The 26,032-nt window shown below is 71.6% G+C and carries 25 protein-coding genes, 1 tRNA gene and 1 pseudogene; 16 read left to right on the top strand and 11 right to left on the bottom strand.

Annotated elements, in window-relative coordinates; all coding sequences use genetic code 11:
- The first annotated feature begins 43 nt into the window (after positions 1-43).
- The gene (locus ACIBQ6_RS16740; RefSeq protein WP_397212765.1) at positions 44-664 is read left to right on the top strand and encodes a DedA family protein; all 621 of its coding nucleotides are present in this window, start codon (positions 44-46) and stop codon (positions 662-664) included.
- 16 nt (positions 665-680) lie between these two features.
- Here ACIBQ6_RS16740 and ACIBQ6_RS16735 read toward each other — a convergent pair whose 3' ends face one another.
- On the bottom strand, positions 681-2,273 hold the full coding sequence (locus tag ACIBQ6_RS16735) for an FAD-dependent monooxygenase (protein WP_397212763.1): 1,593 nt from the start codon (positions 2,271-2,273) through the stop codon (positions 681-683).
- A 95-nt stretch (positions 2,274-2,368) separates the two neighbouring features.
- Between ACIBQ6_RS16735 and ACIBQ6_RS16730 the strand changes: the two are divergent.
- A pseudogene (locus ACIBQ6_RS16730) lies at positions 2,369-3,844 on the top strand (BTAD domain-containing putative transcriptional regulator); the annotation flags it as partial.
- A 1,680-nt stretch (positions 3,845-5,524) separates the two neighbouring features.
- Here ACIBQ6_RS16730 and ACIBQ6_RS16725 read toward each other — a convergent pair.
- Positions 5,525-6,361, bottom strand: coding sequence for an ABC transporter permease (locus tag ACIBQ6_RS16725; RefSeq protein WP_364327859.1), 837 nt, complete (start codon positions 6,359-6,361; stop codon positions 5,525-5,527).
- On the bottom strand, positions 6,358-7,383 hold the full coding sequence (locus ACIBQ6_RS16720) for an ATP-binding cassette domain-containing protein (protein ID WP_397154920.1): 1,026 nt from the start codon (positions 7,381-7,383) through the stop codon (positions 6,358-6,360). Before ACIBQ6_RS16720 ends, ACIBQ6_RS16725 begins: the two co-directional genes overlap by 4 nt.
- A 186-nt stretch (positions 7,384-7,569) precedes the next feature.
- Between ACIBQ6_RS16720 and ACIBQ6_RS16715 the strand changes: the two genes are divergently transcribed.
- The 3 genes from ACIBQ6_RS16715 (at position 7,570) to ACIBQ6_RS16705 (ending at position 9,738) form a co-directional block, all read left to right on the top strand.
- Complete coding sequence (locus ACIBQ6_RS16715) at positions 7,570-7,920, top strand: hypothetical protein (protein WP_397212760.1); 351 nt, start codon at positions 7,570-7,572, stop codon at positions 7,918-7,920.
- A 668-nt stretch (positions 7,921-8,588) separates the two neighbouring features.
- Positions 8,589-9,296, top strand: coding sequence for a PAS domain S-box protein (locus ACIBQ6_RS16710; protein WP_397212847.1), 708 nt, complete (start codon positions 8,589-8,591; stop codon positions 9,294-9,296).
- A complete protein-coding gene (locus ACIBQ6_RS16705) occupies positions 9,280-9,738 on the top strand; it encodes a hypothetical protein (protein ID WP_358290937.1) in 459 nt (152 codons plus the stop codon). Before ACIBQ6_RS16710 ends, ACIBQ6_RS16705 begins: the two co-directional genes overlap by 17 nt.
- Here ACIBQ6_RS16705 and ACIBQ6_RS16700 read toward each other — a convergent pair.
- The 3 genes from ACIBQ6_RS16700 to ACIBQ6_RS16690 form a co-directional block, all read right to left on the bottom strand.
- Complete coding sequence (locus ACIBQ6_RS16700) at positions 9,735-10,730, bottom strand: LLM class flavin-dependent oxidoreductase (RefSeq protein WP_352363228.1); 996 nt, start codon at positions 10,728-10,730, stop codon at positions 9,735-9,737. The genes ACIBQ6_RS16705 and ACIBQ6_RS16700 overlap by 4 nt on opposite strands.
- A 129-nt stretch (positions 10,731-10,859) precedes the next feature.
- Positions 10,860-12,194: a glycoside hydrolase family 6 protein gene (locus ACIBQ6_RS16695; protein ID WP_397212758.1), complete on the bottom strand. Its 1,335-nt coding sequence runs from the start codon at positions 12,192-12,194 to the stop codon at positions 10,860-10,862.
- Positions 12,195-12,349: 155 nt separating this feature from the next.
- Positions 12,350-12,910: a TetR family transcriptional regulator gene (locus ACIBQ6_RS16690; protein ID WP_387672102.1), complete on the bottom strand. Its 561-nt coding sequence runs from the start codon at positions 12,908-12,910 to the stop codon at positions 12,350-12,352.
- 99 nt (positions 12,911-13,009) lie between these two features.
- Here ACIBQ6_RS16690 and ACIBQ6_RS16685 point away from each other — a divergent pair, with 99 nt between their 5' ends.
- Genes ACIBQ6_RS16685 through ACIBQ6_RS16670 form a run of 4 tightly spaced genes read left to right on the top strand, consistent with a single transcriptional unit; the run spans position 13,010 to position 15,963 of the window.
- A complete protein-coding gene (locus tag ACIBQ6_RS16685; protein ID WP_397212756.1) occupies positions 13,010-14,809 on the top strand; it encodes an MDR family MFS transporter in 1,800 nt (599 codons plus the stop codon).
- Positions 14,806-15,231 (top strand): hypothetical protein, encoded by a 426-nt coding sequence (locus ACIBQ6_RS16680; RefSeq protein ID WP_358290946.1) that lies wholly within the window; start codon positions 14,806-14,808, stop codon positions 15,229-15,231. The genes ACIBQ6_RS16685 and ACIBQ6_RS16680 overlap by 4 nt, the downstream gene beginning before the upstream one ends.
- Complete coding sequence (locus ACIBQ6_RS16675; RefSeq protein ID WP_397212754.1) at positions 15,228-15,464, top strand: hypothetical protein; 237 nt, start codon at positions 15,228-15,230, stop codon at positions 15,462-15,464. The genes ACIBQ6_RS16680 and ACIBQ6_RS16675 overlap by 4 nt, the downstream gene beginning before the upstream one ends.
- 13 nt (positions 15,465-15,477) lie before the next feature.
- Complete coding sequence (locus ACIBQ6_RS16670; RefSeq protein ID WP_358290949.1) at positions 15,478-15,963, top strand: universal stress protein; 486 nt, start codon at positions 15,478-15,480, stop codon at positions 15,961-15,963.
- Positions 15,964-16,048: 85 nt separating this feature from the next.
- Here the strand turns inward: ACIBQ6_RS16670 and ACIBQ6_RS16665 are convergent, their stop codons facing one another.
- Positions 16,049-16,180, bottom strand: a complete 132-nt coding sequence (locus ACIBQ6_RS16665) for a hypothetical protein (protein ID WP_397212752.1) — start codon at positions 16,178-16,180, stop codon at positions 16,049-16,051.
- A 4-nt stretch (positions 16,181-16,184) separates the two neighbouring features.
- Between ACIBQ6_RS16665 and ACIBQ6_RS16660 the strand changes: the two genes are divergently transcribed.
- The gene (locus tag ACIBQ6_RS16660) at positions 16,185-16,724 is read left to right on the top strand and encodes a M15 family metallopeptidase (RefSeq protein WP_397212750.1); all 540 of its coding nucleotides are present in this window, start codon (positions 16,185-16,187) and stop codon (positions 16,722-16,724) included.
- Between the two features lie 11 nt (positions 16,725-16,735).
- Positions 16,736-17,581 carry an NUDIX domain-containing protein gene (locus tag ACIBQ6_RS16655; protein WP_397212748.1) on the top strand — a complete coding sequence of 282 codons (846 nt, stop codon included), beginning with the start codon at positions 16,736-16,738 and terminating at the stop codon, positions 17,579-17,581.
- Between the two features lie 13 nt (positions 17,582-17,594).
- Here ACIBQ6_RS16655 and ACIBQ6_RS16650 read toward each other — a convergent pair whose 3' ends face one another.
- Entirely contained in the window at positions 17,595-17,930 is a 336-nt protein-coding gene (locus ACIBQ6_RS16650; RefSeq protein ID WP_397212746.1) for an STAS domain-containing protein, read from the bottom strand.
- A 36-nt stretch (positions 17,931-17,966) separates the two neighbouring features.
- Between ACIBQ6_RS16650 and ACIBQ6_RS16645 the strand changes: the two genes are divergently transcribed.
- Positions 17,967-18,053 (top strand) — tRNA-Ser (locus tag ACIBQ6_RS16645).
- Position 18,054: 1 nt separating this feature from the next.
- Here the strand turns inward: ACIBQ6_RS16645 and ACIBQ6_RS16640 are convergent.
- The gene (locus ACIBQ6_RS16640) at positions 18,055-20,196 is read right to left on the bottom strand and encodes an AAA family ATPase (RefSeq protein WP_397212744.1); all 2,142 of its coding nucleotides are present in this window, start codon (positions 20,194-20,196) and stop codon (positions 18,055-18,057) included.
- Between the two features lie 114 nt (positions 20,197-20,310).
- Between ACIBQ6_RS16640 and ACIBQ6_RS16635 the strand changes: the two genes are divergently transcribed.
- A complete protein-coding gene (locus ACIBQ6_RS16635) occupies positions 20,311-21,267 on the top strand; it encodes an NAD(P)H-quinone oxidoreductase (protein ID WP_397212742.1) in 957 nt (318 codons plus the stop codon).
- 5 nt (positions 21,268-21,272) lie between these two features.
- Positions 21,273-21,788 carry a bacterial proteasome activator family protein gene (locus ACIBQ6_RS16630; RefSeq protein ID WP_125641062.1) on the top strand — a complete coding sequence of 172 codons (516 nt, stop codon included), beginning with the start codon at positions 21,273-21,275 and terminating at the stop codon, positions 21,786-21,788.
- Here the strand turns inward: ACIBQ6_RS16630 and ACIBQ6_RS16625 are convergent.
- Complete coding sequence (locus ACIBQ6_RS16625; protein ID WP_397212740.1) at positions 21,779-22,558, bottom strand: HAD family hydrolase; 780 nt, start codon at positions 22,556-22,558, stop codon at positions 21,779-21,781. The genes ACIBQ6_RS16630 and ACIBQ6_RS16625 overlap by 10 nt on opposite strands.
- A gap of 250 nt (positions 22,559-22,808) precedes the next feature.
- Between ACIBQ6_RS16625 and ACIBQ6_RS16620 the strand changes: the two genes are divergently transcribed.
- Positions 22,809-23,012 carry a cold-shock protein gene (locus tag ACIBQ6_RS16620; RefSeq protein ID WP_043619750.1) on the top strand — a complete coding sequence of 68 codons (204 nt, stop codon included), beginning with the start codon at positions 22,809-22,811 and terminating at the stop codon, positions 23,010-23,012.
- Positions 23,013-23,347: 335 nt separating this feature from the next.
- On the top strand, positions 23,348-24,715 hold the full coding sequence (locus ACIBQ6_RS16615; RefSeq protein ID WP_397212738.1) for a hypothetical protein: 1,368 nt from the start codon (positions 23,348-23,350) through the stop codon (positions 24,713-24,715).
- On the opposite strand, the gene serS is transcribed toward ACIBQ6_RS16615, so the two are convergent.
- Positions 24,679-25,941: a serine--tRNA ligase gene (gene serS, locus ACIBQ6_RS16610; RefSeq protein ID WP_358290963.1), complete on the bottom strand. Its 1,263-nt coding sequence runs from the start codon at positions 25,939-25,941 to the stop codon at positions 24,679-24,681. The genes ACIBQ6_RS16615 and serS overlap by 37 nt on opposite strands.
- Positions 25,942-26,032: the final 91 nt, after the last annotated feature.

Here is a 26,032-nt window from a genome sequence, read left to right as displayed (position 1 = left end):
GCCTCATGGTGGCCGCACCTTGGTCGTTCCTAGTCTCTGACGCATGACGGAATGGCTGATCAACCTGATGGAGCTGCTGGGCGCGCCGGGAGCGGGGATCGCGATCGCGCTGGAGAACCTGTTCCCGCCCCTGCCCAGCGAGGTGATCCTGCCGCTGGCCGGCTTCACCGCCTCCCAGGGGACGATGAACCTGGCCGCCGTGCTGCTGTGGACCACGGCCGGCTCGGTGATCGGGGCGCTGGCGCTGTACTGGGTGGGCGCGGTGCTCGGCCGCGAGCGCACAGTGGCCCTGGCCGCCCGGCTTCCGCTGCTGAAGGTCTCCGACATCGCGCGGACCGAGGCGTGGTTCCACAAGCACGGGCGCAAGACGGTGTTCTTCGGACGGATGATCCCGATCTTCCGCAGTCTGATCTCCGTTCCCGCCGGGGTGGAACGTATGCCGCTGGGCGTGTTCACGCTCCTGACCACGGCCGGGAGCCTGCTCTGGAACACCGTGTTCGTGCTGGCCGGCTGGGCGCTCGGCGAGAACTGGTCGCTGGTGGAGTCCTATGTCGGCATGGGCACCAACGCGGTCATCGCCGTAGTGCTGCTGGCCGTGCTGGTCTTCGTGGGCGTCCGGCTGGGCGAGCGGCGCAAGGGACGGCATGCGGCGCAGGCCGGATGACGGCGCGGGCCGGTCGTCACGGAGGCGCTGCGCGACGGACGGCTCGGGCGTCCTGCCCGGTCAACGCGGCGAGGGCGTCGAGGAGGGTGGAGACGGCCGGAGGGCCGGACCAGCGGGCGGCGACGTGCCCGTCGGGACGGACGAGCAGCGCTCCCAGCCCGGTGATCCCGCAGAACGCCGCATGTTCCACGGGAAGGGACTCGACGCGCGCCGGCCATGGCGTCGTCGGCCCGGCCCAGGCGGCGGGGTCCGGGGTGAGCACGGTGAACCATTCGCCGAACGTGTCCAGGGTCGAGCGGTCGCGGGCGAGCCAGAGGTGCGGCATCCGGCGACCTGGTTCCGCGCTGGGCACGTAGTCCGCGCCCGGCGGCTCCGGCGCGGGCCCCTCGCCCGCGAGGACGGCGCCGGAGCGGTACGTGCCGCCCAGCACCAGGCCGAGCTGCGCGAAGTACCGCTCCGACCAGGGCAGCTCGACGTGGTCCGGCGCCGCCCGGCCGGGCTGGAGCTGGGCGCGGCGCCGGTTCTGCACGTCGAGCATGAGCTCGGTGTTGGCCACCGCCTGGCGCAGTGTCCGGCAGGCGACCGGCCGCCGCTCCTCCTCGTACGTCTCCAGCAGGCCGGGAGCGGCCCATCCCCGCAGGACGCCCGCCAGTTTCCAGCACAGGTTGTGCACGTCGGCGATGCCGGTGTTCATGCCCAGCCCGCCGACGATGGGCATCGCGTGCGCGGCGTCCCCGGCCAGCAGGATCCGGCCGTGGCGGAAACGCTCGGCGACGAACGCGTCGGTCTCCCAGTGCTGGATCCGTACGACGTCGGCCGGCACGCCGCCGAGGGCGCGCGCGAGGAGGGCGGGCCAGTCGGCGTGCGGGCCGTCGTCCGGGGTGGGGACGAACCAGGCCCAGCCTCCTTCCGGATACAGCGGCGCGAACAGGCCGTGCGCGGTGAAGTAGACCCCGGCGGGCCGGTCGGCGCACCAGCGGCGCAGGTCGGCGTCGAACACGACGGTGGTGAAGCCCTCCATGCTCCCGGGCCCGGTGACGCCGATGCCCAGCAGGCGCCGGACGGTGGAGTTCGCGCCGTCGGCGGCGAGGACGTGACGGACGCGGAGCCGGGTGCGCTCGCCGCGCCGGGAGCCGCCGAGCAGGACGGCCACGACGCCGTCCGCCTCCTCGGCAAGCTCCGCGAGCTCGACGCCGAAGCAGGCCGGCGACCTCGCCCCGGCGAGCAGCACGGGTTCCAGGCGGTCCTGCGAGGTGACCACGCCGGTCACGGGGCTCTCGGGCACCGGCGCGTCGATGCCGGTCATCGCCGCCGTGGCGAAGTCGCGGCCGCACAGCGTGTCGCGGAAGCGGATGCGGCCGTACTCGGGGGCGAACGCATGGGCGGCGATCCCGGCGGCGAGCCCGAGCCCGCGGTAGATCTCCATCGAACGCACGTTGACCAGCCGGGCCCGCGGGAAGGGCGACGGCTCGCGGTGCCGTTCGACCAGCAGGGCCCGCACGCCCCAGCGGTCCAGCAGCGCCCGTGCGGTGAGCCCGACCGGCCCGCCGCCGACGATCAGCACCTCCACCTCGCCGTCCGCCATGGGGACGCTCCGCAGCCGATCCACGCCTCATGGTAAGCAAAGCCTGCCCGGCCGAGTCGTCGCGGCGGGGCGGGCGCGGGAGGCGGCGCGGGCCGGTGAATCGTCCGTAAGCTGAGGATGTGTCTCCCGCACTGGTCCTCCTCGACGGCGTCCGCTGGCACGGCGCGCGCGTCGTGGGCGACCGCGCGCACACCCTGCTGGCCGTGCTCGCCCTGCACGGGCGCGCGGGCGTCGGCGACGAGCGGCTGGTCGAGGAGCTGTGGCCCGACGGCGCGCCGGCCAACCCGACCAAGGCGCTGCAGGTGGTCGTCTCCCGGACCAGGGCCGCGACCGGCCCCGACGTCGTCGTGCGCGTCCCGCGCGGTTACCGGCTCGGGCTGTCCGCGGGCCAGGTCGACGTCCTGCTGCTGGGGACGCTGGTGGAGCAGGCGCGGGCCGCGCTGGGCCAGGACGACGCGGCGCTCGCGCGCCGCCGTGCCGAGGAGGCCCTGGACCTGGTCGTGGCCGGCGGCCCCGACGGCCCCGACGGCGCCACGGGCGCGCTGGCCGACCTGCGCGCCGTCGCGGCGCGGCAGGTGGCCGAGGCCCGGCGGGTGGCGGCGATCGCGGCCGCCCGCGGCGGCGCGCACGAGGCCGCGCTGCCGCTGCTGGAGGAGGCCGCGGCCGAACGGCCGCAGGACGAGGAGCTGCTGGCCTGCCTGCTGCGCAGCGAGGCCGCCGTCCGCGGCGCCGCCGCCGCGCTGGAGCGCTACGAACGCCACCGCTCGGGCCTGATCGCCCGGCTCGGCACCGAACCCGGCCCCGAGCTGGCCCGCGTGTACGCCGAACTCCTCGCCGCGGACCGGCCGGTGCGCGTCGGCCTCCAGTTCGACGGCTCCTCGCTGCTCGGCCGCGAGGACGACATCCGCGCCGTCCACGCCCTGTTGCAGACCAACCGGGTGGTCTCCGTCGTCGGCCCCGGCGGCCTGGGCAAGACGCGGCTGGCCCATGTGGCGGGCCGGAACGCCGCGCAGCCCGTCGTGCACTTCATCGAGCTGGTCGGCGTCTCCTCGCCGGAGGGCGTGGTGGGCGAGGTGGGGTCGGCGCTCGGGGTCCGCGACTCGGTCAGCGGGCGCCGGATCCTGACCGCCGGGCAGCGCGCCGACGTGCGCGCCCGCATCGCCCAGCATCTCGACCAGGCTCCGGCGCTGCTCGTCCTGGACAACTGCGAGCACGTGATCGAGGCCGTCGCCGACCTGGTGGCGTTCCTGACCGTGACGACCCGCGACCTGCGGGTGCTGACCACCTCGCGCGCCCCGCTGTCGATCCCGGCCGAACGCGTCTACCTGCTCGGCGAGCTGCTCGCCGAGGACGCGGCGGAGCTGTTCCGGCAGCGCGCCACGGCCGCCCGCCCCGGGGTGCGGATCGGCGAGGACGCGGTCGCCGAGGTCGTCGCCCGCCTCGACGGGCTGCCGCTCGCGATCGAGCTGGCCGCGGCCAAGGTACGGGTGATGTCGGTCGAGGAGATCGCGCGGCGGCTGGCGGACCGGTTCGCCCTGCTGCGCGGCGGCAACCGGACGGCCCCCGACCGCCACCAGACGCTGCTCGCGGTGATCGACTGGTCGTGGAACCTGCTGGACGAGCCCGAACGGCGGGCCTGGCGCTGGTTGTCGCTGTTCGGCGACGGGTTCACGCTGACCGCCGCCGAGCACGTACTCGGCCCGGACGCCCTGGCCGTCGTGGACGCGCTCACCGAGCAGTCCATCCTCGGCGTCCGCGAGACGGCGTACGGCCTGCGCTACCGGATGCTGGAGACCGTCAGGGAGTTCGGGCGGATGCGGCTGAAGGAGGCCGGCGAGGAGGCGGCGGCACGCGCGGCGCAGCGGAAGTGGGCCACGGCGTACGCCCTCGCACACGCCTACACGCTGTTCGGCCCGGGGCAGTACGAGTCGGTCGACGCGCTGCGCGCGGAGGAGGGCAACCTCGCCGACCTGCTCCGGCAGGCACTCGGCGAGCCCGACCCGGCCGCGACGGTCCAGTTGCTGGCCGGTGTGGGCTCGCTGTGGTCGATCCGCGGCGACCACACCCGGATCTTCGTCCACCGGGAGGCGATCGGCCAGGCGCTCAAGGGCTGGACGCCGCCACCGCCGCTCGTCGAGGTGACCAGGGCCGCCCTGCTGATCACGCTGATGAACACCATCGCCGTGACCGACCGCGCCCACGATCCCCTGCGCCTGCTCCTTGAGGAGCTGCCGGGAACCGGCGAGACCGATCCCCGCCTGGGGGCCATGACCACGGTGGCGCTCGCGTGGGACCGGGACGACGCCCACCGCAAGCTCCTGGAGCTGCGCCGGAGCCCCGACCGCGACGTGGCGCTGGCCGCGGCGCAGGCGAGCATCCACGTCCTGGAGAACGTCGGGGAGGTGCACCAGGCGATCGGGGCCGCCGAGCAGGCCCTGTCGCTGCTCCGCGACAGTGAGGGCCCGTGGATCGGCGCGGTCGCGCACGCCGTGCTGGCCCAGCTGTTCATGCAGCTCGGCGACCGCGGGCGGGCGGTCGGCCACGCGCGGACCGCGCTGCCGGTGCTGCGCCGGCTCGGCGCCGTCGACGACGAGGCCCAGCTCCGCTCGGTCCTGCTGATCTCGGCGCTGGCCGACGGCGATCTCGACGCCGCCGAGGCCGAGCTGGCCGGCATCAACGGGATCAGCGAGGGTGACACCGTGCTCGGCGGCGCGGCGATCGACTCGCTGTGCGCGGCCGAGATCGCCCTCGCCCGCGGGGAGACGTCCGCGGCGCTGGTGCACTACCGCAGGGCGGTGGAGCGGGCGCGCGACCTGCGTCCGCCGGGGGTGCCGTACGAGGGGGCCACGTCCTGGTCGGTCGTCGCGGAGTCGATCGCGCTGACGGCGTACGCCCACCATGCCGGGCCGCGGGAGGTCGGGTACGGCGCGGAGCTGTTCGCCGCCGCGCGGGGCTACGACCTGCTGATCGTGACGAACCCGGTCCTCGACTTCCCGGTGTGCGGCTCGATGTTGTTCGCGCTCGGGACGTGGGGGCTGCTGCGGCAGGCCGTGGCGGCGCGCGACGCGATCAGGCTGCTGGTGCTGGCCGAGCGGTTCTCGTACAACAGGACGATGCCGAGCATGCACTTCGCGTTGATCGAGCCGCACGCGGAACGGGCCGCGCCGGGCACGCTCGCGGCCGTCCGGGCCGAGTACGGCCACCGGCGCGGCCCTGACCTGCTCGACGAGGCCCGGCGGCACGTCGATCAGGTCTTCGGCCATGACCGGCGGCGCTCACATGTGCCGCTTGTAGCTGCGCACCGACAGGGGCGCGAAGATCGCCATGACGACCGCGCACGCCAGCAGGGTCCAGGCCACCTCGCCGCTGACGAGGGCGTTGTTGGCGAGGTCCCGGGTGGCCGTGACCAGGTGTGAGACCGGATTGACCCGGACGAACGCGGCCAGCCACCCCGGCAGGGTCTCCACGGGGACGAACGCGTTGGACAGGAACGTCAGCGGGAACAGGATCATCATCGAGATGCCCTGCACGGCCTGGGCGCTGCGGGCGATCGTGCCGACCCAGGTGAAGATCCACGCCAGCGACCAGCCCGTGAAGATGGCCAGCAGGATCGCGGCCAGCACGCCGCCCACCCCGCCGCCCGGCCGGTAGCCCATCACCATGCCCATGCCGAAGGTCAGCGTGGCCGCGATCGTGTAACGCAGCAGGTCGGCCACCATCGGGCCGGCGAGCGGCGCGATCCGGGCGATCGGCAACGACTTGAACCGGTCGAAGACGCCCTTCTCCATGTCCTCGCGCAGCTGCGTGCCCGTCGCCATGCACGTCGTCAGCACCGTCTGGGCGAGGATGCCGGGGATCATGAGCGGGAGGTAGCTCTGCACGTCGCCGGCGATGGCGCCGCCGAAGATGAAGGCGAACATCGCGGTGAACAGCAGGGGTTGCAGCGCCACGTCGAAGAACTGCTCCGGGTTGCGGCGCATCTTCTTCAGCGCCCGCCAGGCCATCGACAGGGTCTGGCCGACGGTCTCCGCCAGGGTCACGCGCCGCCGGGCGGCCTCCACGCGGTCGGCGGCCCTTACCGTCTCGCGGGTGGGGGCGATCATGGTGCTCATCGGTTCTCCTCCGTGCCGGTCGCGGCGTCGTCGTCCGTCCCGTGGCCGGTCAGGACGAGGAACACCTCGTCCAGGCTGGGCTTGGCCACGCTCACCGACGAGATCGACACCCCGGCGGTGCGCAGGGCGATCAGCACCTCGGCGGCCAGGTCGGCCTGGTCGAGCGCGACGTTGAGGCGGCCCTGCTCCGGGCTGAGCACCGGGTCGGAGCCGAGCACGCGCCGCACGACCTCCACGGCGGCGGGCACCTCGTCCGGCTCGGCGAGCAGCAACTGCAGGGTCGAGTTGCCGACCGCGCTCTTCAGCTGGTCGGGCGTGCCCTCGGCGACCTTGCGGCCGTGGTCGATGACGGCGATGCGGTCGGCGAGCTGGTCGGCCTCGTCCAGGTACTGGGTGGTCAGCAGCACGGTGCAGCCGTCGGAGACCAGGTCGCGGATGGCGTCCCACATCTGGCCGCGGGTGCGGGGGTCGAGGCCGGTGGTGGGCTCGTCCAGGAAGATCAGCGGCGGCCTGGTGATCAGGCTGACCGCCAGGTCCAGGCGCCTGCGCATGCCGCCGGAGAACTGCGAGATCGGCTTGTCGGCCGCGTCCTCCAGGCCGAACTGGCCCAGCAGCTCGGTGGCGATGCGCCGGGCGCGCGGCTTGGCGATGCCCTGGAGGCGGCTGAACAGCCAGAGGTTCTCGCGGGCGGTCAGGTTCTCGTCGACCGAGGCGTACTGGCCCGTGACGCCGACGAGCTGGCGGATCACGTGCGGGTTGGCGGCCACGTCGACCCCGAAGATCTCGGCGCGGCCGGCGTCGATCTTCAGGAGGGTGGCCAGCATGCGGAGGGTGGTGGTCTTGCCCGCGCCGTTGGGGCCGAGGACGCCGAAGATCTCGCCGGTGCGTACGTCCAGGTCGATCCCGTCCACGGCCCGGTGTGCGCCGAACGTCTTCACCAGCCCTTCGGCGTGTACGGCCGCCTCGGTGGCCGCTCTGGGGGGCGGGCCGACCCCGGTGTGCCCGAGTTCTGTGATGCTCATGGCTCCAGTGTCGGGGACGCCGGTTTCATGGCGCCCTCGACAAGGTTTCACCGGTTGCCGAGGAGAATGTACGGATGCGTGAATCGCCGTGGATGATCCTCATCGGCCCCGCCGCGGCGGGCAAGAGCACCCTGGGCGAGGGCATGGCCACGGCGACGGGCCGGCGCTTCGTCGACATCGACGCGAGTGGAACGCGCGGTGGCCGACCACCCGGACGCGATCATCGCCCTCGGGGCCGGCCACAGCCACTACACGCGGCCGGAGCTGTTCCGGCGCGTCCGGGCCGCCCTCGCCGCCGTCGAGCACGTGGTGCTGGTGCTGCCCTGTCCGGACGAGGAACGATCCGTCCAGGTCCTGCGGCGGCGCAGCCTGGCCACGAAGCAGACCGACTGGATCGGCGCCGACGGCCACGACTTCCTCGCGGAATGGGTGCGCGACCCGGGCAACCGCACCCTGGCCACGACCGTCCTGCACACCGACGCGGACACCCCCGGCCAGACCCTCGCCCGCCTTCTGACCGCGTGCGGGACCGGCTAGCGCTCGGAGCCGAAGCGGTAGACGGTCGAGTTCCTGGCCCGGAAGCCGAGGCGCTCAGGCGCCCAGGACGGCCTGCCGCTCCTGGCGGATGACGCCCTGGATGTCGAGGTCGTAGTTGCACAGGATGACCCCGACCCAGTCGCCGTCGAGGTAGATCGACCAGTTCGTGTTGCCGCCCGCGATGCCGCCCCCGTGGCTGACGTGCCGCTGGTCGCCTGTGATCCCGGCGACCGGCCCGTACGCGCAGGCGGCGTTGGTGCCCCCGGAGCTGCTGTAGGTCTTGTCGGTGCCGGGGGTGAAGACGGGCGGTCATAGGCGGCCACCCCGCCCTCGGCGGGCGTCAGCCCGCCACCGGCCGCCAGGGGCACACCGCGCCGAGCAGGCCCAACGTCGTCCGCCGCGACGGCCTCGCGGATCCGGCTCCACTCATGCGCACCTCTTCTCGGGCAGGTCCAGGAAAGGCATGCAACCGGTCACGACGTTTCCCCGAAGTTTCCCGTACGGCCGCCACGCCGGGCGGACCAGCACGGTAATCTCATCGGACGATAACTAAATGCATTAATCTGACGACTGTGAGTAATGGACACGTTGTCGGTACGCCGCCGCTTCGCCGTACCCTCACCCGCGTCCTCCGCCGCGTCGGGAGGCGGGGCGCCTCCTTGACGTTCGTGGGCCTGCTGAGCCTGGCCATCGCGGCCTCGCTGGCGTTCGTGCCGGGCAACCAGCGCGGCACGCCCGGCTACGCCTCGCTGGCCGTCGTCGCGCCGTTGCCCGCCTGGGCGGCGGTCTGGTGCGCGCTCGGCATGCTCTGCCTGGCGCAGGCGTTCATGCGGTCCGACCGGGTGGCCTTCGCCGCCGCGACCGCACTGCTCCTCACGTACGGGCTGATCTATCTGATCTCGACCTTCACCGGCGACAACCCGCGGGGCTGGGTCGGCGGGGCGGTCTGGCTGGCCTTCGGCGGCTGGATCGCGCTGATCGCCACCTGGCCCGAGGCGGTCGTGCTGGGCCGCCTGCCGGGCGGCCGCGCGGCGTCCTCGACGGCCGTCGTCGTGGCCGACGCCTCGGGCACGATCCAGTCGTGGAACCCGCAGGCCGAGGCCCTGTTCGGCTGGGACACCGACGAGGCGGTCGGCAGGTCGCTGACGATCCTGATGCCGCCGCGCTTCCGCGGCCGGCACACCGACGGGCTCGCCCGGGTGCTCTCCGACGGCCACTCCGACCTGGCCGGCCGGATCATCCCGCTGGTCGGCCTCCACCGCGACGGCAGCGAGTTCCCGATCGCGCTGACGGTCAACGCCTGGCACAGCGACGACGGCGTCACCTACACAGGGGTGATCCGTCCATTGGGGGGCCGCCATGTCCGCTCTGAGTGACATCCTGGTCCAGCTCGGCGTCGGCATCGTGCCGCTCGGCGTGGCCTACCTCGCCTTCCGCTCGGCGACGGACGCCAGCAAGAAGTCCCAGCAGAGCGCGCTGCTCCAGGTCGAGCACCAGGCCGAGGTCGAACGCTCGAAGGTCGACGCCGAAGCCTTCATCCGCGCCAAGACGATCTACGAGGACGCCCTGGCGCAGATGGAGAAGCAGATGACCCGGATGCAGGGCCAGGCCAGTCAGCTCGGCGCGGAGCTGGTCAACGAGCAGAGCAGCTCGGTGGCGATGCGCGACCAGATCCGCCGCTTGCAGGCCCAGATCCGGGCACTGGAACGCACGGTCCTGGCGTTGCGCTCCCAGCTCGTGGACGCGGGGTTGTCACCGGCGCCGCCGTCCGACCTGACCGGGCCGCATCTGCTGCGGCCGCAGCGCTCGGCCGACTAGGAGGCGTCGCGGGCCAGGCCGTGGGCGGCGGCCAGCAGCTCGATGGAGCGCAGCCACGCCTTCCTGTCGGGCGCCGAGGAGACGACGATCAGCTCGTCGGCCTGCGCGTGCGCGGCGAAGCGGGTGAGATAGTCCTCGACCTCGGCGGGCGTGCCGACGGCCGAGTACTGCATCATCCGCAGGATCTGCTGCCCGCCCGGCGATTCGAGCACCATGTCGGCCTCCTCCGGCGTGAACGTGCGCCCACGCCCGAGGAACCGGCTCACCCGGTACCGCTTGGCCGTCAGCAGCTGCTCCTGCGCCTCCTCGCGGGTGTCGGCGGCGATCACGTTCACCCCGGCGATCACGTACGGCTCGGCGAGCTGCTCGGACGGCTTGAACTCGCGCCGGTAGAGCGCCACGGCCTCCTCCAGCGCGTCGGGCGCGAAGTGCGAGGCGAACGCGTACGGCAGCCCGAGCGCGGCGGCCAGCTGGGCGCCGAACAACGACGAGCCGAGGATGTACAGCGGCACGTTCGTGCCCTTGCCGGGCGTGGCGTCCACACCGGGGATGCGTGACTCGCCGGTGAGGAATCCCTGCAGTTCGAGGACGTCCTGGGGGAAGGTGTCGGCGGCGCCCGGGGTGCGCCTCAGGGCGCGCATGGTGGGCTGGTCGCTGCCGGGGGCGCGGCCGAGGCCGAGGTCGATGCGTCCGGGGTGGAGGGTCTCCAGGGTGCCGAACTGCTCGGCGATGGTCAGCGGGGAGTGGTTGGGCAGCATGATGCCGCCCGCTCCGAGGCGGATCGTCCTGGTGTGAGCGGCTACGTGGGCGATGAGCACGCTGGTGGCCGAGGAGGCGATGCTCGGCATGTTGTGGTGCTCGGCGTACCAGATGCGGTGGTATCCCAGTTCTTCGGCCCGCTGGGCCAGACCCACGCTCGCGGCCAGACTCTCGCTCGCCGTCTCTCCGTCGCCGATGTGCGCCAGATCAAGGATGGAGAGTGGAACAGTCATGGGGAACGAGCCCTTTCGCCTGGACGGTGGCCATCGGGCAGTGCAACCGTAATGGCTCTCCGCTTATTTCCCGGGCTGGTTCCCGGGCTTGTTCCCCGGGCGCCCCCGCGCGGGGGCGCCCGGGAGGCGTCACGACGCGGTGCAGGTGAGGGCGGGCGGGGTGCTGGTCGCGGCGTCGCCGTTGGCGAGGAAGCCGAACGTGGTCGTCGCGCCGCCGGCCAGGGCGCCGTTCCAGCTCAGGTTCGTCACGGTGGCGTTGCCGGACAGAGTGCCGTTCCAGAGCTGGCTGATCGTCTGGCCGCCGGGGAACGTCCACTGGACCTTCCAGCCGGTGGTCGGCGCCGAGCCGGTGTTCTTCACGGAGACCTCGCCCTGGAAGCCGCCCTGCCACTGGCTGGTCACCTTGTAGGCGGCCGAGCAGCCGGCCGGGCCGGTGGTGGGGGTGACGGTGGGCGTGACCGTCGGGGTCACCGTGGGGGTCACGGTCGGGCTCGCGGTGGGCGAGGGCGCGGCCATGGCCAGGTCGTACGCCCGCTGCGGCACGAACTGCCCGGCCCCCGCGATGCAGCCGTCGGCCTCGCCCGGCGGCTTGACCCACAGGTAGGCGTCGATCGCCGCGTCACCCGTGTTCGTGGTGCTCCAGATGCCCGTGGCCCGGCCGGCGGGGTCGCACCACTCGCTGCCCGCCGGGCCGTTGCCGTTGCGGCTGGTGTCGATGACCGCCTTCAGCCTGGACACGCCGGTCGCCGCGATGACGCTCTTGGCGTACGACACCAGTCCCGGCGTCGCGCGGTAGTTGGAGGTGTTGAGCGCGATGCCGTCGGCGCTGCCCCCGACGTCGGCGCCGTTGAGCCTGGACGCGGCCTCCGACGCCGGCAACCAGGCGTCGTGACCGATGTCGAAGTACACCTTGACCTGCGACGACGTCGCCTTGAACTTCTTGCCCGCGTACGCCATGGACGCCTTCACCTCGGCCTGCTGCGCGGCGTTCATGCAGTTCGTCATGATGGCCAGCGCGTCCGGTTCGAGGACGACGGTCGCCGCCCGCCCGCCCAGACCGGCCGCGATCTGGTCGATCCACGCCCGGTAGGACGCGTGGTCGGGCGCCCCGCCCGCGCTCGCCCCGCCGCAGTCGCGGTTGGGCATGTCGTACACGACGACGATCGGGATCTTGCCCGCCGCGGCGGCGGCCCCCACGTAGGAGTCCACCTGGCCGCGCACGGTCGCGGGGTTGTAGCTGGCGAACCACCGGCCCTGCGGCACGGCGGCGATCCGGTCCCTGATCACCGGCGTACGGCTGTCGCCCGGGTTGGCGGCGACCCATTTGGCGGCGTTCGTCTGGGGATCGACGTAGAAAGCGGAGTCGGCGGCCTGGGCGGTGGACGAGGCGAGGACGACCGCCCCCGCCGCGGCCACGGCGGTGGCGGCGACGAGCGCCGCGAGCACGGGCCTTCTGCGAGACATGAGGTTACTCCGTCCGTAGAGTGGGAGTGGGAGCGCTCCCACGGCTCTCTCCGGATCGTAGGGAGCCTGCCCGGCCGCAGAAAGACATCCGACCGCTGCCGACCGGCTTTCCTCAGGATTTCTCCAGGCCAGGGCCGGTCAGGGCGATGAAAGTTTCACTCCGCCAGGCACGCCTCGAACACCGCGGTCAACCGGTCGACGTCGGCCGCCGTGGGCTGCTCGGGGCCCAGCCGGCGGCGCATCGCCCCGATGCCCAGGAAGACCGCCGTCGCCATCCTGGCCCGCGCCTGGACGTCGGGCCCGTCGAGCTGCGCGGCCAGCGGATCGAGGATGGACGTGCGCAGGCGCTCGCGGACGACGTCCTGGATCTCCGGATGGGCGGCCGAACGTTCGAGGGTGCGCAGCACCGGGCTCTCGGGGTCGTGGTGCATGCGCTCGGCGGCGTATTCGGCCAGGCGGCGCGGCAGGCTCCCGTGATCGCCGGCCAGCAGGGCGACGAATGTGGGCTCGCCTTCGAGCACCGCGCCGAAGAGCCCGGCCTTGGAGCCGAAATAGCGGCCGACCAGGGCGATGTTGGCCTCCGCGGCCGCGGCGATCATGCGGACGGTGACCTGCTCGTATCCGTGCTCGCCGAACAGCACGCGGGCCGCGTCAAGGATGCGCTGCCGGGTGGCCTCGCGCCCGCGGGGCCGGGCGTCCGTCGTCGGGGCGTCCATGTTCCGAACTCTACTCAGGAATAAAGTCACTTGCCGCGCGGCTAGTAAACATGCGTATACTCAACATTGGATAAGTGCGTACGAAGGGGATGTGGTGTCTTGGTAGCCCAGGCACAGGCCGCGCCCCCCGCCCGAAGGCAGTACACCCACCGCGAGATCCTCGAAGTCATGTCCGGGCTCATGCTCGCCATGCTGACGTCGATGATCTCCACTTCCGTGGTGGGCACCGCGTTGCCGACGATCGTGGGGGAACTCGGCGGTCAGGACCAGTACTCATGGGTGGCCAGCGCCACCATGCTGACGATGACGGTCTCGACGCCGTTGTGGGGCAAGCTGTCCGACCTGTTCGGACGGAAACTGCTCTTCCAGACCGCTCTCGGTCTGTTCGTGGCGGCTTCACTGGTGGCCGGTCTGTCGCAGAACATGGGACAGCTCATCGCGGCACGTGCCGTGCAGGGCCTGGGCGTGGGTGGTTTGTCGGCACTTGCGCAGGTGATCCTGGGAGACATCGTCTCGCCGCGCGAGCGCGGCCGGTACTCCGGTTACATGGGGGCCGTCTTCGGGATCTCCACCGTCGCCGGGCCGCTGCTCGGCGGGTTCATCGTGGACACCGACTGGCTCGGCTGGCGCTGGTGCTTCTACGTCGTGGTGCCGTTCGCCATCGTCGCGTTCGCGGTGGTGCAGAAGGTGCTGCGGCTGCCCAAGGTCAAGCGGAACACCTCGATCGACATCTGGGGCGCGACCACCATCACGGCCAGTGCGGCCTCGCTGATGCTGCTGCTGACGCTGGGCGGCAACGAGTTCGAGTGGAACTCGTTCTGGACCTACTTCCTGGCCGCGTTCGCCCTGCTCATGCTGGCCTTGGCGGTGCTGGCCGAGCGTACGGCCCGCAACCCGATCCTGCCCCCGCGGCTGTTCAGGAACCGCACGTTCGTGCTCACCAGCGCGGCCTCGCTGTTCGTCGGCATGGCCATGTTCGGCGCGATGATCTACCTGCCGCAGTACCTGCAGATCGTCAAGGGCCTGAGCCCGACGAACTCGGGTCTGATGACGCTGCCCATGGTGGTGGCGCTGTTCCTGGCGGGCGTGATCTCCGGCAAGATCGTCACGAACACCGGCAAGTGGAAGATCTTCCCGGTCGCCGGTCTGGTGATCGTGGCCGTCGGCCTGTTCCTGCTCTCCCGGCTGCACGTCGACTCCAGCGAATGGCTCATCGGCTTCGACGTGGGCGTCCTGGGCATCGGCCTCGGCCTGTCCATGCAGATGCTCATCCTGGCCGCCCAGAACGGCTCCGAGCTGCGTGACATGGCCTCGACCACGGCCGGCGTCTCGTTCTTCCGCTCGCTCGGCGGCGCGATGGGCGTCGCGGGCTTCGGCGCGATCCTGACCAACCGGCAGGCGAGCGAGTTCGCCGACCTGGTGGCCCAGGCCCGCCTCCACCTGCCCAGCACCGGGCAGAAGCTGGGCAGCCCCGCCGCGATCCAGCACCTGCCCGAACCGCTGAAGGGCATCATCCTGGAGTCCTTCACCCGGGCCCTGGAGACAGTGTTCATGGTCGGCGTGCCGATCGCCCTGCTCGGGTTCGTCGCGGCGCTGTTCCTGAAGGAGCTGCCGCTGCGCGGCACCACGATGCCGGCCGGCCCCAAGCCCCTCGGCAAGGACGACCTCGTCCTGGCCGGGCTGCTCCTGGAGCTCATCGCCCAGCGCGTCGAGCGCTCGAACGGCCAGCCGTCCGCGCTGCTCTCCGCGGTCGCCAGGATGGCGCCGCCCGACGGCCGCCCCGAGCGCGAACGCGCCTGGACGGTCGCACAGAACGTGCTCCGGCCCACCTCGCGCGCCCTCATCGCGCAGGCCACGCCGGCGCAGCAAGACCTCGTATCCGGAGGAGTCTCACAATGATTCGCAAGTTCGTGGGCGCCGTAGCGGCCGCCCTGGCGGTCATGGCCGGCCTGTGGCTGATGATCGCCCCCTTCGCCCTCGGCACGCAGCCCGAGAACGCCGACTGGACCGACCCCACCACGACCGAGTTCTTCTCGGGCCTGGGCGTGACCGTCTTCGGTCTCGTGGGCGTCATCGGCTTCGTCCTGGCCATCTACGAAGAGCTCGTGATCCGCGGGCTGGTGACCGTCAAGCAGCGCGTGAAGCCGGAGCCGGAGCCCGAGCCCGTGCCCGCCGCGCCGCAGGCGTCCTCGGCCGAGCTGGCGAGCCTGCTCGCGCCGCTCGTGGAGGCGCTGCGCGAGGACATGCACAACCCGAGCCGCGGCGGTGAGCACCGTCAGAACGGCAGGACCACCCTGGTGGGTCTGGAGGAGTCCCGATGAAGGCCAAGCTGGGCATTGCCGCCCTCGTCCTGCTGTTCCTGACCGGGCTGTGGCTGGTCGCCGCGCCGTTCGCGGTCGGCTACCAGCCCCGGGGCGCCGTGTACACGGACGCGACCGTCAACGACCTGTGGGTCGGCGGCGGGCTCGCCGCGGTCTCGTTCGTCGCCCTGGTGATCTACGCCGCCGACTCACTGCGCGAGCTGGCCCGCCGCGGCAAGCACGCGGACGCCTGACGCGAGTCCTGCCGTGTTCGGCGGTAGCACAGACCCCGGCTGGGAGCCACTTGAAGGCCGGCTCCCGGCGGGGCAGTTCGAGATCGGCAAGGACGGCGCCGGGCTGCTGGTCGTCGGCTTCGACGGGTCGGACCCCAGCCGCAACGCGCTCGCGTACGCGGCCGGACTGGCCCGGCGGGACGCCGCCGCGCTGCTCGTCGTCTTCGTGGAGCCGATCAACAGCGCCACGTTGTGGTTCTTCGCCGGCTCCCCGGTCATCCCGGACAGCGCGGCCGACCTCACCGACGACCTCCGGGACGAGCTGAAGGGCGCCGGCGTGCCCTGGCAGTTCGTCAGCGTCCGCGGGGACACCGCCCGCGAGTTGGAGGCGCTCGCCGGCTCCTACCGGGCCGACGCCATCGTGGTCGGCAGGTCGCGTTCCTCCTGGCACGCCCTGGGCGGCTCGGTGGCCGTCGGCCTGGCGAAACGGGCTCGCCGTACCGTGCTGATAGTCCCCTGACCTGGCATGACGTCGCATATGGTGGCCAGATGAAACGTACCGCCGCCATCGCGTTCGTGGTGCTCACGTCCGTTTCGTGCGCAGGTCAGGAGCCCGTCGCCTCGTCCGGCGCCACGCCCACGCCCTCCGCGCCCGCATCCGGGACGACGTCGCCCACGACCTCGCCCACCAGCGAGCCGAGCCCGACGGCTCCGCCGCCGTTCACCTCGAAGGTCACGAAGGTGTCGCGCGAGCGGCTGCCGTACTCGTGGCGGCCCGGGTGCCCGGTGTCCTACCAGGACCTGCGGCTGGTCACCATGTCGTTCTGGGGCTTCGACGACAAGCCGCACACCGGCGAGCTCGTCGTCCGCAAGACGGTCACCGACGACATCGAGACCGTCTTCCGCAAGCTGTACGACTGGCGCTGGCCCATCCGGCAGATGAAGCTCGTCGACGTCTACAAAGGCGACGACTTCGCCTCCATCGAGGCCGACAACACCTCGGCATTCAACTGCCGTCGCGCGACCGGCTCCAGCAATTGGTCGAACCACGCGTACGGCCAAGCGATTGACATCAATCCACGCGAGAACCCATATGTCACTGCAAGCGGTGGCACAGCACACCAAAATGCCAAGAGGTACACCCAGCGCCCAATGAAGGGTAAAGGTGTGGTAAACCCTGGAGACAAGGTCGTAAGGGCCTTCTCCGACGTCGGATGGGAGTGGGGCGGCTACTGGACGGGCGCCAAGGACCTGCAGCATTTCAGTAAGGGCGGAGGCTGAGACAATCCCTCATGGCGGCTAAGGACGGCGACGGCTGGGCCGAATGCGGGCTCGGACACAGACATTGGGGCATCCACGGAGCGTCGGGCCTGCTGCTCGTCCACCATGACCCGCTCGGCGTGCCCCACGTGCTCATGCAGGAACGCTCCTTGTGGAGCCACCACGGCGGCACCTGGGGGCTGCTCGGCGGCGCCCGCGACAGCCACGAGGACGCCGTCACCAGCGCGCTGCGCGAGGCCCACGAGGAGGCCGCCCTCGGCGGCGACGGGTTCCGCGTCCAAGGCGTCTACCTCGACGACCACGGCGGCTGGAGCTTCGAGACGGTGATCGCCGAGTCCGCCGAGCTGGTGCCGGCCAAGCCCGCCAACAGCGAGAGCACCGACCTGCGCTGGCTGCCGCTGCCCGAGGTGGCCGCCCGCAAGCTGCATCCCGGCTTCGCCGCGACCTGGGACCGCGTCCAGGCCGCCATCCGTCCCGAGACGATCGTGCTCGACGTCGCCAACATCATCGGCGCGCGGGCCGAGCGCGGCTGGTGGAACGACCGGCTGGGCGCGGCCACCCGCCTGCTCACCGACGTGGCGGAGCTCAGGCTGGTCCACCCTGTGTTGTCGCAGTGGTTCCCGCGGGTGGTCGCGGTGGTGGAGGGCGCGGCCAGGAGCACCCCCGAGATCCCCGGGCTGCAGGTCGTCGCGGCGACGGGCAGCGGTGACGACGCGATCGTCGACGTCGTGGCCCGGGCCAAGCCGTGGGAGCGGGTGCTCGTCGTCACGGCCGACCGCGGGCTCCGGGAACGGGTCGCCGAGCTGGGCGCCGAGATCGAGGGCCCCCGCTGGCTCCTGTCACAGCTGGGCCGCTGAACGGGCGGCACTTCTAAACAGGAAGCACCTCGTCGAAGGCGGCCACCAACCCGGTCACGTCGAGCACCCGCCGCAGCACGCCGTGCACGCCGAACAGGCGTAACGAGCCGCCGTGCCCGGCGACCGCGCGCTGGTGCTCCACCAGCGTCCACAGGCCGCTGGAGTCGCAGAAGTCGAGGTGGTGGGCGTCGATCGCGAGGTGCACGAGCCCTTCGGCGGTCAGCTCGGCCAGCCGCTGCCTCAGCAGGGGCGCCGTGACCTTGTCGAGGTCTCCGGCCAGGCGCACCGTCGTGTCGCCGGGACCACGCTCCACCTCGACGCCGAGATCCGCCACCTCCTGAACGTACACCCCTGCCACCACAGCCGCTATCGTGGTGTCCGCACAGGAGGGTTCGCATAGTGGACGAGTGCAGCCGCCTTGAAAGCGGCCAGGTCAGCGATGGCCTCGTGGGTTCGAATCCCACACCCTCCGCTCACTCGCGCACACCCGCGAACCCGTCGCCCACACTGGCGGCGAGCTGCAGGTAGGCCTCCCTGGTCGCCTCCTGGAGCCGGTCGAGGTCGATCTCCGCGCCCTCCTCCAGGTGCGGGTCGTACGGCACCCTGATCACCGCGCGGCACCTGGCCGCGAAATGGGCCTCCAGCTTTCTGATGTCCACCGCCGACTTCGACCGCGGCCGGACGCTGCACAGCACCACGGTCGCGTTCTTCACCAGGTCGGCGTAGTGATGGGCCTCCAGCCAGTCGAGGGTGGCCGAGGCCGCCCTGGCGCCGTCCACGGAAGGACTGCTGACCAGCACGATCTGGTCGGCGAGCCCGAGCACGCCGCCCATGGCGGAGTGGAGCAGGCCGGTGCCGCAGTCGGTGATGCAGATGGAGTAGAAGTTCTCCAGCACCTGGGAGACGGCCTGGTAGTCGGCGCCGCTGAACGCCTCCGACACCGACGGGTCGCGGTCGGAGGCCAGCACCTCCAGCCGCGAGGGCGCCTGCGAGGTGAACGCCCTGATGTCGACGTACCGCTTGACCTGGTCGCGCTCGTTGAGCAGGTCGCGCACGGTGGCGGAGGTCTCCAGCACCAGCTTGTCGGACAGCGTGCCCCGGTCGGGGTTGGCGTCCACGGCGATGACGCGGTCGCCGCGCATCTGCGCGAGCGTCGCGCCGAGCCCGACCGTCGTCGTGGTCTTGCCCACGCCGCCCTTCAGGCTCAGCACGGCCACCCGGTGGTGGCCGGTGGTCACGGGGGTGCGCGCCCTGGTCACCAGCTCGCGGCGGCGGCGCACCTCCGGCGCCTCGCCCGGCTTGATCCAGCCGCCGGACGCCTTGTAGACCAGACGCCGCCAGCCCTTCGAGGGCGCGTTGCGCCTGCCGCGCAGCAACGACTCCGGGTCGAGGCTGTCGGCGGTCGGCCTGCCGGTGAGCGGCGGGCGCTGCGGCGCGGTGAAGACGGGGATGGGCGCCGGACGCCGCCGGCGCTCGTGCGGCGGCGGGATCTCCCGCTCGGCCGGCCGCCACTCCTGGCGGTCGCTCCACTGCGGGCGCTCGTCCCGCGCGGCGTCCTGGGGGGCGGGCGCCTCGCCGTGCGTGAGGTCGGGCCGCTGCGGGCGGCCCTCGCGGAAGGAGGTGTCGGACCACTGCGGCCGCTCGTCCCAGCGGGGCCGCTCATCGGCCGGCGCCTCCTCGACCGCCTCCCCGCGTACGGGCTCCTCCCTGCGGACCGGCTCCTCGAACCCGCGCGGCGGCTCGACGCCGGCGGGCTCGGCGGCTTCGATCGGGGCGGGCTCGTCGAACGCCCTGGCCGCGTCGGTGCGGGCGGGCTCGTCGGACGCCCCGGGCGACTCGGTACGCGACGGCACGTCGAACGCCCCGGGCGACTCGGTGCGGGACGGCAGGTCGAACGTCCTGGATGACTCGGTGCGGGACGGCAGGTCGAATGCCGCGGGCAGCTCGGTGATCATCGGCTGTGTCTCGTTCGACTGCTCGGCGGGCCGCGACCAGTCGCCGAGCGACGGCCAGCCCGGCTCCTCGCTCTCGCGCGCCTGCTCCTCGCCCTGCTGCCGCCCCTGGTCCCCGACCGGCTCCTCGCCCTGCTCCTGGCTCGGCCTCTCGCCCTGCTCCCGGCCCTGCTCGGTGTCCTCCCCGCTCCCCGCCCGCTCGGGCGGCGTGAACGTCAAGGAGTAGCTGTCGGTGTCGTCAGGACGCGGCAACGGCTTGAGCGGCGCCAGGAAAGGGTCCTCCGACCGGCCGAGGCTCACCGGCGGCGCGGCCGGCTCGCCCGCCGCGCTCTCCTGCCCCCTGCCGCCTTCCCGGCCCCTGCCGCTCTCCTGCGTGGCGGCCCTGTCCAGCCACTCCCCGGCCTCGCTCTCGGCCTCGGGCAGATCCTCGGCCGCCGCGTGGCCGTAAACGGAGTCGACGGCGGCGCGGAACAGCGGCGGCGTCGGCGTGTCGTGCGGCGTGGGCACGAGCAGCCACGGGTCCTTGGGGTACGGCGAAGCGACCGGCTCGTCCGCCGACGCGGACGAGGCTCCGACGGAGACGGGCGTCTCCTCCGTCTCCTTGATCGCGTCCAGCCAGGCCAGCTGTTCCTCGAGAGATTCTTCTCGATCGTGTCTTGCCACCGTGTTCCCCCTCGGGTGGGTCTAAAGGGGCAGCAAATACTTTGCAGGTTAACGCCACGCGTTCCCGCGCAGCCCGGCAACCCACAACTTCTTTGCCCGGCTACCGTGGATCGCATGCGAGCCATTGAGATCACCGAGCCAGGCGGACCAGAGGTCCTGGAATGGCGTGAGGTGCCCGATCCGGCCGTCGGACGCGGCGACGTGCTCATCGACGTGGTGGCCTCGGCGGTGAACCGCGCCGACGTCCACCAGCGGATGGGCTTCTACGACCCGCCGCCCGGCGCGCCCCTGTACCCGGGGCTGGAGGTGTCGGGCGTGGTGGCCGCCGTGGGGGCGGACGTCGAGCAGTTCAAGGCCGGAGACGAGGTGTGCGCGCTGCTGGCCGGCGGCGGTTACGCCGAGCGCGTGGCGGTGCCCTGGCAGCAGGTCATGCCGGCGCCGCAGGGCGTGCCGCTGGCGGAGGCGGCGGGGCTGCCCGAGGTGGCGTGCACGGTGTGGTCGAACGTGTTCATGGTCGGCCGGCTGCGGCGCGGCGAGACCCTGCTGGTGCACGGCGGGGCCAGCGGCATCGGCACGTTCGCGGTGCAGCTCGCCAAGGCGCTCGGCTCACGGGTGGCGGCCACGGTCGGGTCCGAGTCGAAGGCCGAGCAGGTCAGGAAGCTGGGCGCGGACGAGGTCGTCAACTACCGCGAGGAGGACTTCGCCGACCGGGTGGAGGCCGACGTCATCCTCGACATCATGGGCGCCAAGTACCTGGCGGCCAACGTACGGGCGCTGCGCACCGGCGGCCGGCTGGTGATCATCGGCCTCCAGGGCGGCGGGAGGGCCGAGCTCGATCTCGGCGCGCTGCTGACCAAGCGGGCCTCCGTCCACGGCACCACGTTGCGCGCCCGTCCGGTCGACGAGAAGGGCGTCATCGTCCGGAGCGTCGTGGACAACGTCTGGCCGCTGGTCGAGGCGGGTGCCGTACGTCCCGTGGTCTACGCGAGCGTGCCCATGGCAGAGGCGGCCGATGCACACCGAATGTTGGATTCGGGAGAGCACGTCGGCAAGATCCTGCTAGTACGGTGAGTGTTATGAATGCTGAGGACAACAACACCCCTCACATCGTGGTGGTGGGCCCCGACTTCCAAGGTCAGGGCGATAGCGGTGATGAAGAGCGCTCGGTCACCAACCTGGTCGAGCAGCCCGCCAAGGTGATGCGCATCGGCAGCATGATCAGGCAGCTCCTGGAGGAGGTGCGCGCCGCCCCCCTCGACGAGGCCAGCCGCAAGCGGTTGAAGGAGATCCACGAGTCCTCCATCAAGGAGCTTGAGGACGGTTTGGCGCCGGAGCTGGTCGACGAGCTGGAACGGCTGTCGCTCCCGTTCACCGACGACAACGGCACGCCCCCCAGCGAGGCCGAGCTGCGCATCGCGCACGCCCAGCTCGTGGGCTGGCTGGAGGGTTTGTTCCACGGTATCCAGACCACCCTGTTCGCCCAGCAGATGGCGGCCAGGGCCCAGTTGGAGCAGATGCGCAGGGCGCTGCCCGGCGTGCCGCAGGGTGACGAGGGCCACCGGCCGCCGAGCGGGTCGGGCCCCTACCTGTAGAGCCGTTCCAGCACCTGAGCGACGCCGTCCTCGTCGTTGGACGCGGTCACGTGATCGACCGCCGCCAGCACGTCGGGGTGGGCGTTCGCGACGGCGTACGACGTACCTGCCCAGCTCAGCATGGGCAGGTCGTTCGGCATGTCGCCGAAGGCGACCACGTGGGCCGGCTTGATCTCGTGCCGCCCGGCGAGCGTGGCCAGCGCCGTGGCCTTCGTCACGCCCTGGGCGCTCATCTCGACCAGGCCGCCATGGCTGGAGTGGGTCGCGGTCACCAGGTGGCCCACCAGGTCGTGCACGGTCGCGTGCAGCTCGTCGGCGCCCATCTCGGGATGGAGGGCGAGCAACTTGGCGCAGGGCCGGGCGGTCAGCGCGTCTCGGTCAATCCGGACAACTCCGACACCCTTGCGATCCAGACCACCGAGCCGGAAATCGGACTCATGCGCAAAACCACCTTCATACTCGACCGAAAATACGAGACCGGACACGTTCGCTCGTAGCTGAGCGACGACTTCCCCCAGTACGTGGGCGTCGATGAGGTGAGATTCCACTATCCGTTCGGTATGGAGATCGTAGATCAGTGCGCCGTTGGCGCATACGGCCAGGCCACGGTGCCGTACGGCGCCCGCGACCTCCCTCATCCACCTGGGCGGCCGTCCGGTCACGAAGACGAGCGCAGCCCCGGATTCCTCGACTTTCGCGAAGGCCGCAGCCGTCCGGGGAGACACGGTTCCGTCGGCGCGCAGGGCGGTGCCGTCGAGGTCGGTGGCCACTAGGCGCGGCGGTGCAAGGCTCTGCATAACAGGTTCCAGTTTGCCCGGTGATGCCGCCTGACAGAAATCTTCGTAGGGACGGGAACACCAACGCGCCAGAATGGTGTTAGATGTGATGGCGTTGTATTAGCTGATCCCGTAGTGAAAACCAGCATGACTTTGTCTGAGCCACCCCGGGTGCCTGCTGTACGACACACCGGGATCCACGAGGTGTGGGTCCCATAGATTCACATCCTGAGGGAGAGCTTTTATGGCTCAGGGAACCGTCAAGTGGTTCAACGCTGAGAAGGGCTTCGGCTTCATCGCCCCGGACGGCGGTGCGCCGGACGTGTTCGTGCACTTCTCCGAGATCGTCGGCAACGGCTACCGCAGCCTTGAAGACGGCCAGCGGGTCGAGTTCGAGATCACGCAGGGACAGAAGGGGCCGCAGGCCTCCCAGGTCCGTGCTATCTGACCTGTAGTTCGTAGTTCGCAAGTAAGGCCGGGGTCCGCATTCCAGCGGGCTCCGGTCTTTTTGCTTCTCGCCCCGGAGACCTCCACCGCCTCTCGCCAAAGCCTGAGGACGCCGTGGCGGCCCCGAGAGGCGTCGTGCGGCCCCTCCCATGTCCGGACATGTACTCGCGCCTCAGCGGCCGTCTGAAGCGCCTGCCGAACTTCTGTCCACAGGCGGATGTCGCCCTGTGGACAAAGGTGAGTTTCACAAATCAGTCACGGCCTCGGGCACGGCCCAACTTCCCTCCGTCTCCTGCCATCCACCCGTATATGAGGTACGCGTGGTTATGTCACCCCGTGACCATCACCGGGGTCATCCTGCTCCTGCTCAACGACCACCTCTTCAAGCCGCTCTGGCCCGGCCTCCTCACGGGCAAGCTCAGTGACCTGGCCGGACTCGTGGTCGCCCCCGCCGTGCTGGCACTGCTCCTCGGACGCCGCGCCGACCTGGCGGCCACCGTCCTGACCGGCCTGCTGTTCACGTTCATGAAGACCACGGAGACGGGCGCCGATCTCGCCTCCCAGGCTTGGAGCCTCGTGGCCGGGCCCGCGCGCGTCCTGGCCGACCCGACGGACCTGATCGCCCTGCCCGCCCTCGCCCTGGCCTGGTGGGTACGGCAGCGCAGCGCCGGCACCGACTCCCCGCGCCGGCGGATCATGGTCACCGTGCCGCTGGCCGTCCTGGCCGTGACCGCCACGGCCGGGCCCGTCCCGGCATCGGCGGCCCTGTCCGTGGACGTGACCGAGTCGGGCAAGATCGTCGTTGGGACGACCGGCACGGAACACAGCACCCGCCTCTCCGACGACGGCGGCACGACCTGGACCGACGGAACCGCCCCCGCCGCGACCCGGACGTCGATCAGCGCCCAGTGCGTGCCCGGCCAGGCGACCCGCTGCTACCGCGTCCGCCAGAACCACCTCGGCGTGGACCAGTCGGACGACGGCGGCCGGACCTGGCGGCCCTCCTGGCAACCGTCCCCCGACGCCCGCCTCCGGCTGAGCAGGAAGTACGGCGCGGACGAGAGCATGCTCATGTCCTACGACCTGGCGGTCCAGGCCAGGCCCGGAGGGCACGTCGTGGTCGTCGCCAACGGCGTGGACGGCATCCTGGTCAGGGACGTCTCAGCCGCCTGGCGTCGTCTCGGCTGGTCCTACACCCTCGACGACGTGCGGGCCGACGAGGTGGACCTCAGCCCCGAGCGGAACGTCGCGCTCTTCCTGGCGGTGTGCATGCTGCTGGGCGGCGTCGGCGCCAGGATGCGCAGGTATCAGAGCGCGTTCGCGACATCAGGGGCGATCGGGGCGCTGGCCATGTACGTCGCGCTGGACAGCGGGAGCGGCGAGACGGTGTTCGTCAACCTCACCGCCGTGTTCAGCTGGGCGGTCGCGCTGGCGACCGGGCTGGCGTGCCTCGTGCTGGCCTGGGACGGAAAGCCGCAGCCGGTGAGCGCGCTGACCGGCGTGGTGGCCGCGCCGCTGGTCTACGCGGCCGTTTACCTGCCCTTCCACGGCTGGGCACGCGGCACGCCCGAGACCCACGGGACCGCCGTCACGCTCGCGGCCCTGCTGACCGGCCTGATCGTGGTCGCGGGCGTCGCCGTCATCGCGATCGACGCCCGCCGCCACTCCTACTTGGACGGCTCCAGCACGTCGAGCCCCACGTAGGGACGCAGCGCCTTGGGAACCACCACCGAGCCGTCGGCCTGCTGGTGGTTCTCCAGGATCGCCACGATCCACCGGGTGGTGGCCAGCGTGCCGTTGAGCGTGGCCAGATGCTGTGGCTTGCCGTCTTTGTCCCGATAACGGACGGCGAGCCTGCGCGACTGGAACTCGGTGCAGTTGGAGGTCGAGGTCAGCTCGCGGTAACGGCCCTGGGTCGGGATCCACGCCTCGCAGTCGAACTTGCGCGCCGCCGACATGCCGAGATCGCCCGCCGCCGTGTCGATGATCCGGTAGGGGACCTCGATCTTGGCCAGCATGTCCTTCTCCCAGGCCAGCAGCCGCTGGTGCTCCTCGTGCGCCTCCTCGGGACGGACGTAGGAGAACATCTCCACCTTGTCGAACTGGTGGACCCTGATGATGCCCCGGGTGTCCTTGCCGTACGAGCCGGCCTCGCGGCGGAAGCACGACGACCAGCCCGCGTAGCGCAGCGGCAGCTCGTCGCCGCTCACGATCTCGTTGGCGTGGTAGCCGGCCAGCGCCACCTCGGAGGTGCCGACGAGGTAGAGGTCGTCCTCCGGCAGGCGGTAGATCTCCTTGTCGTGGGCCACGTGGAAGCCGGTGCCCTGCATGGTCTCCGGCTTGACCAGCACCGGAGTGATCATCGGGGTGAAACCGGCCTCGATCGCCTGCTGCATCGCCATGTTGAGCAGGCCCAGCTGCAGGCGCGCGCCGACGCCCTTGAGGAAGAAGAACCGCGAGCCGGACACCTTGGCGCCGCGCTCCATGTCGATCGCGCCGAGCGCCTCGCCGAGCTCCAGGTGATCCTTCGGCTCGAAGTCGAACTGGCGCGGCTCCCCGAACGTCTCCAGGACGACATAGTCGTCCTCGCCGCCCGGAGGGGCGCCTTCCTCGACGATGTTCGGCACCGTCTGCATGAGCTGGTCGAGCTCGGCGGCCAGCTTCTCCGCCTCGGCCTCGGCGGCCTTGACCTGGCTCGCGAGGTCTTTGGCCCGCTGGAGCAGCGCGGCCTTCTCCTCGCCCTGCGCCTTGGAGACCGACTTGCCCATGCTCTTTTGCTCAGCGCGCATCGACTCGAACGAGGTCAGCGCGGATCGGTGGCGCTCGTCGAGGTCGAGCAGCGTTGCGACGACGGAGTCGTCCTCACCGCGGGCACGCTGCGACGCCCGTAGCCGGTCGGGATCCTCACGAAGGGTACGCAGGTCAATCACAAGGAAAGGCTACCGGCGCCCACCCCCACCCCGCCCCCGGATTCCCCGGCGCACCACTCGGGGCGCACCCGCAGACCCCCCGAAGGCACCG

It is taken from the genome of Nonomuraea sp. NPDC049655 (assembly GCF_044465465.1).
In the GTDB taxonomy this organism is placed as follows: Bacteria; Actinomycetota; Actinomycetes; order Streptosporangiales; family Streptosporangiaceae; genus Nonomuraea.
This window is presented reverse-complemented; position numbering and strand designations above follow the sequence as displayed.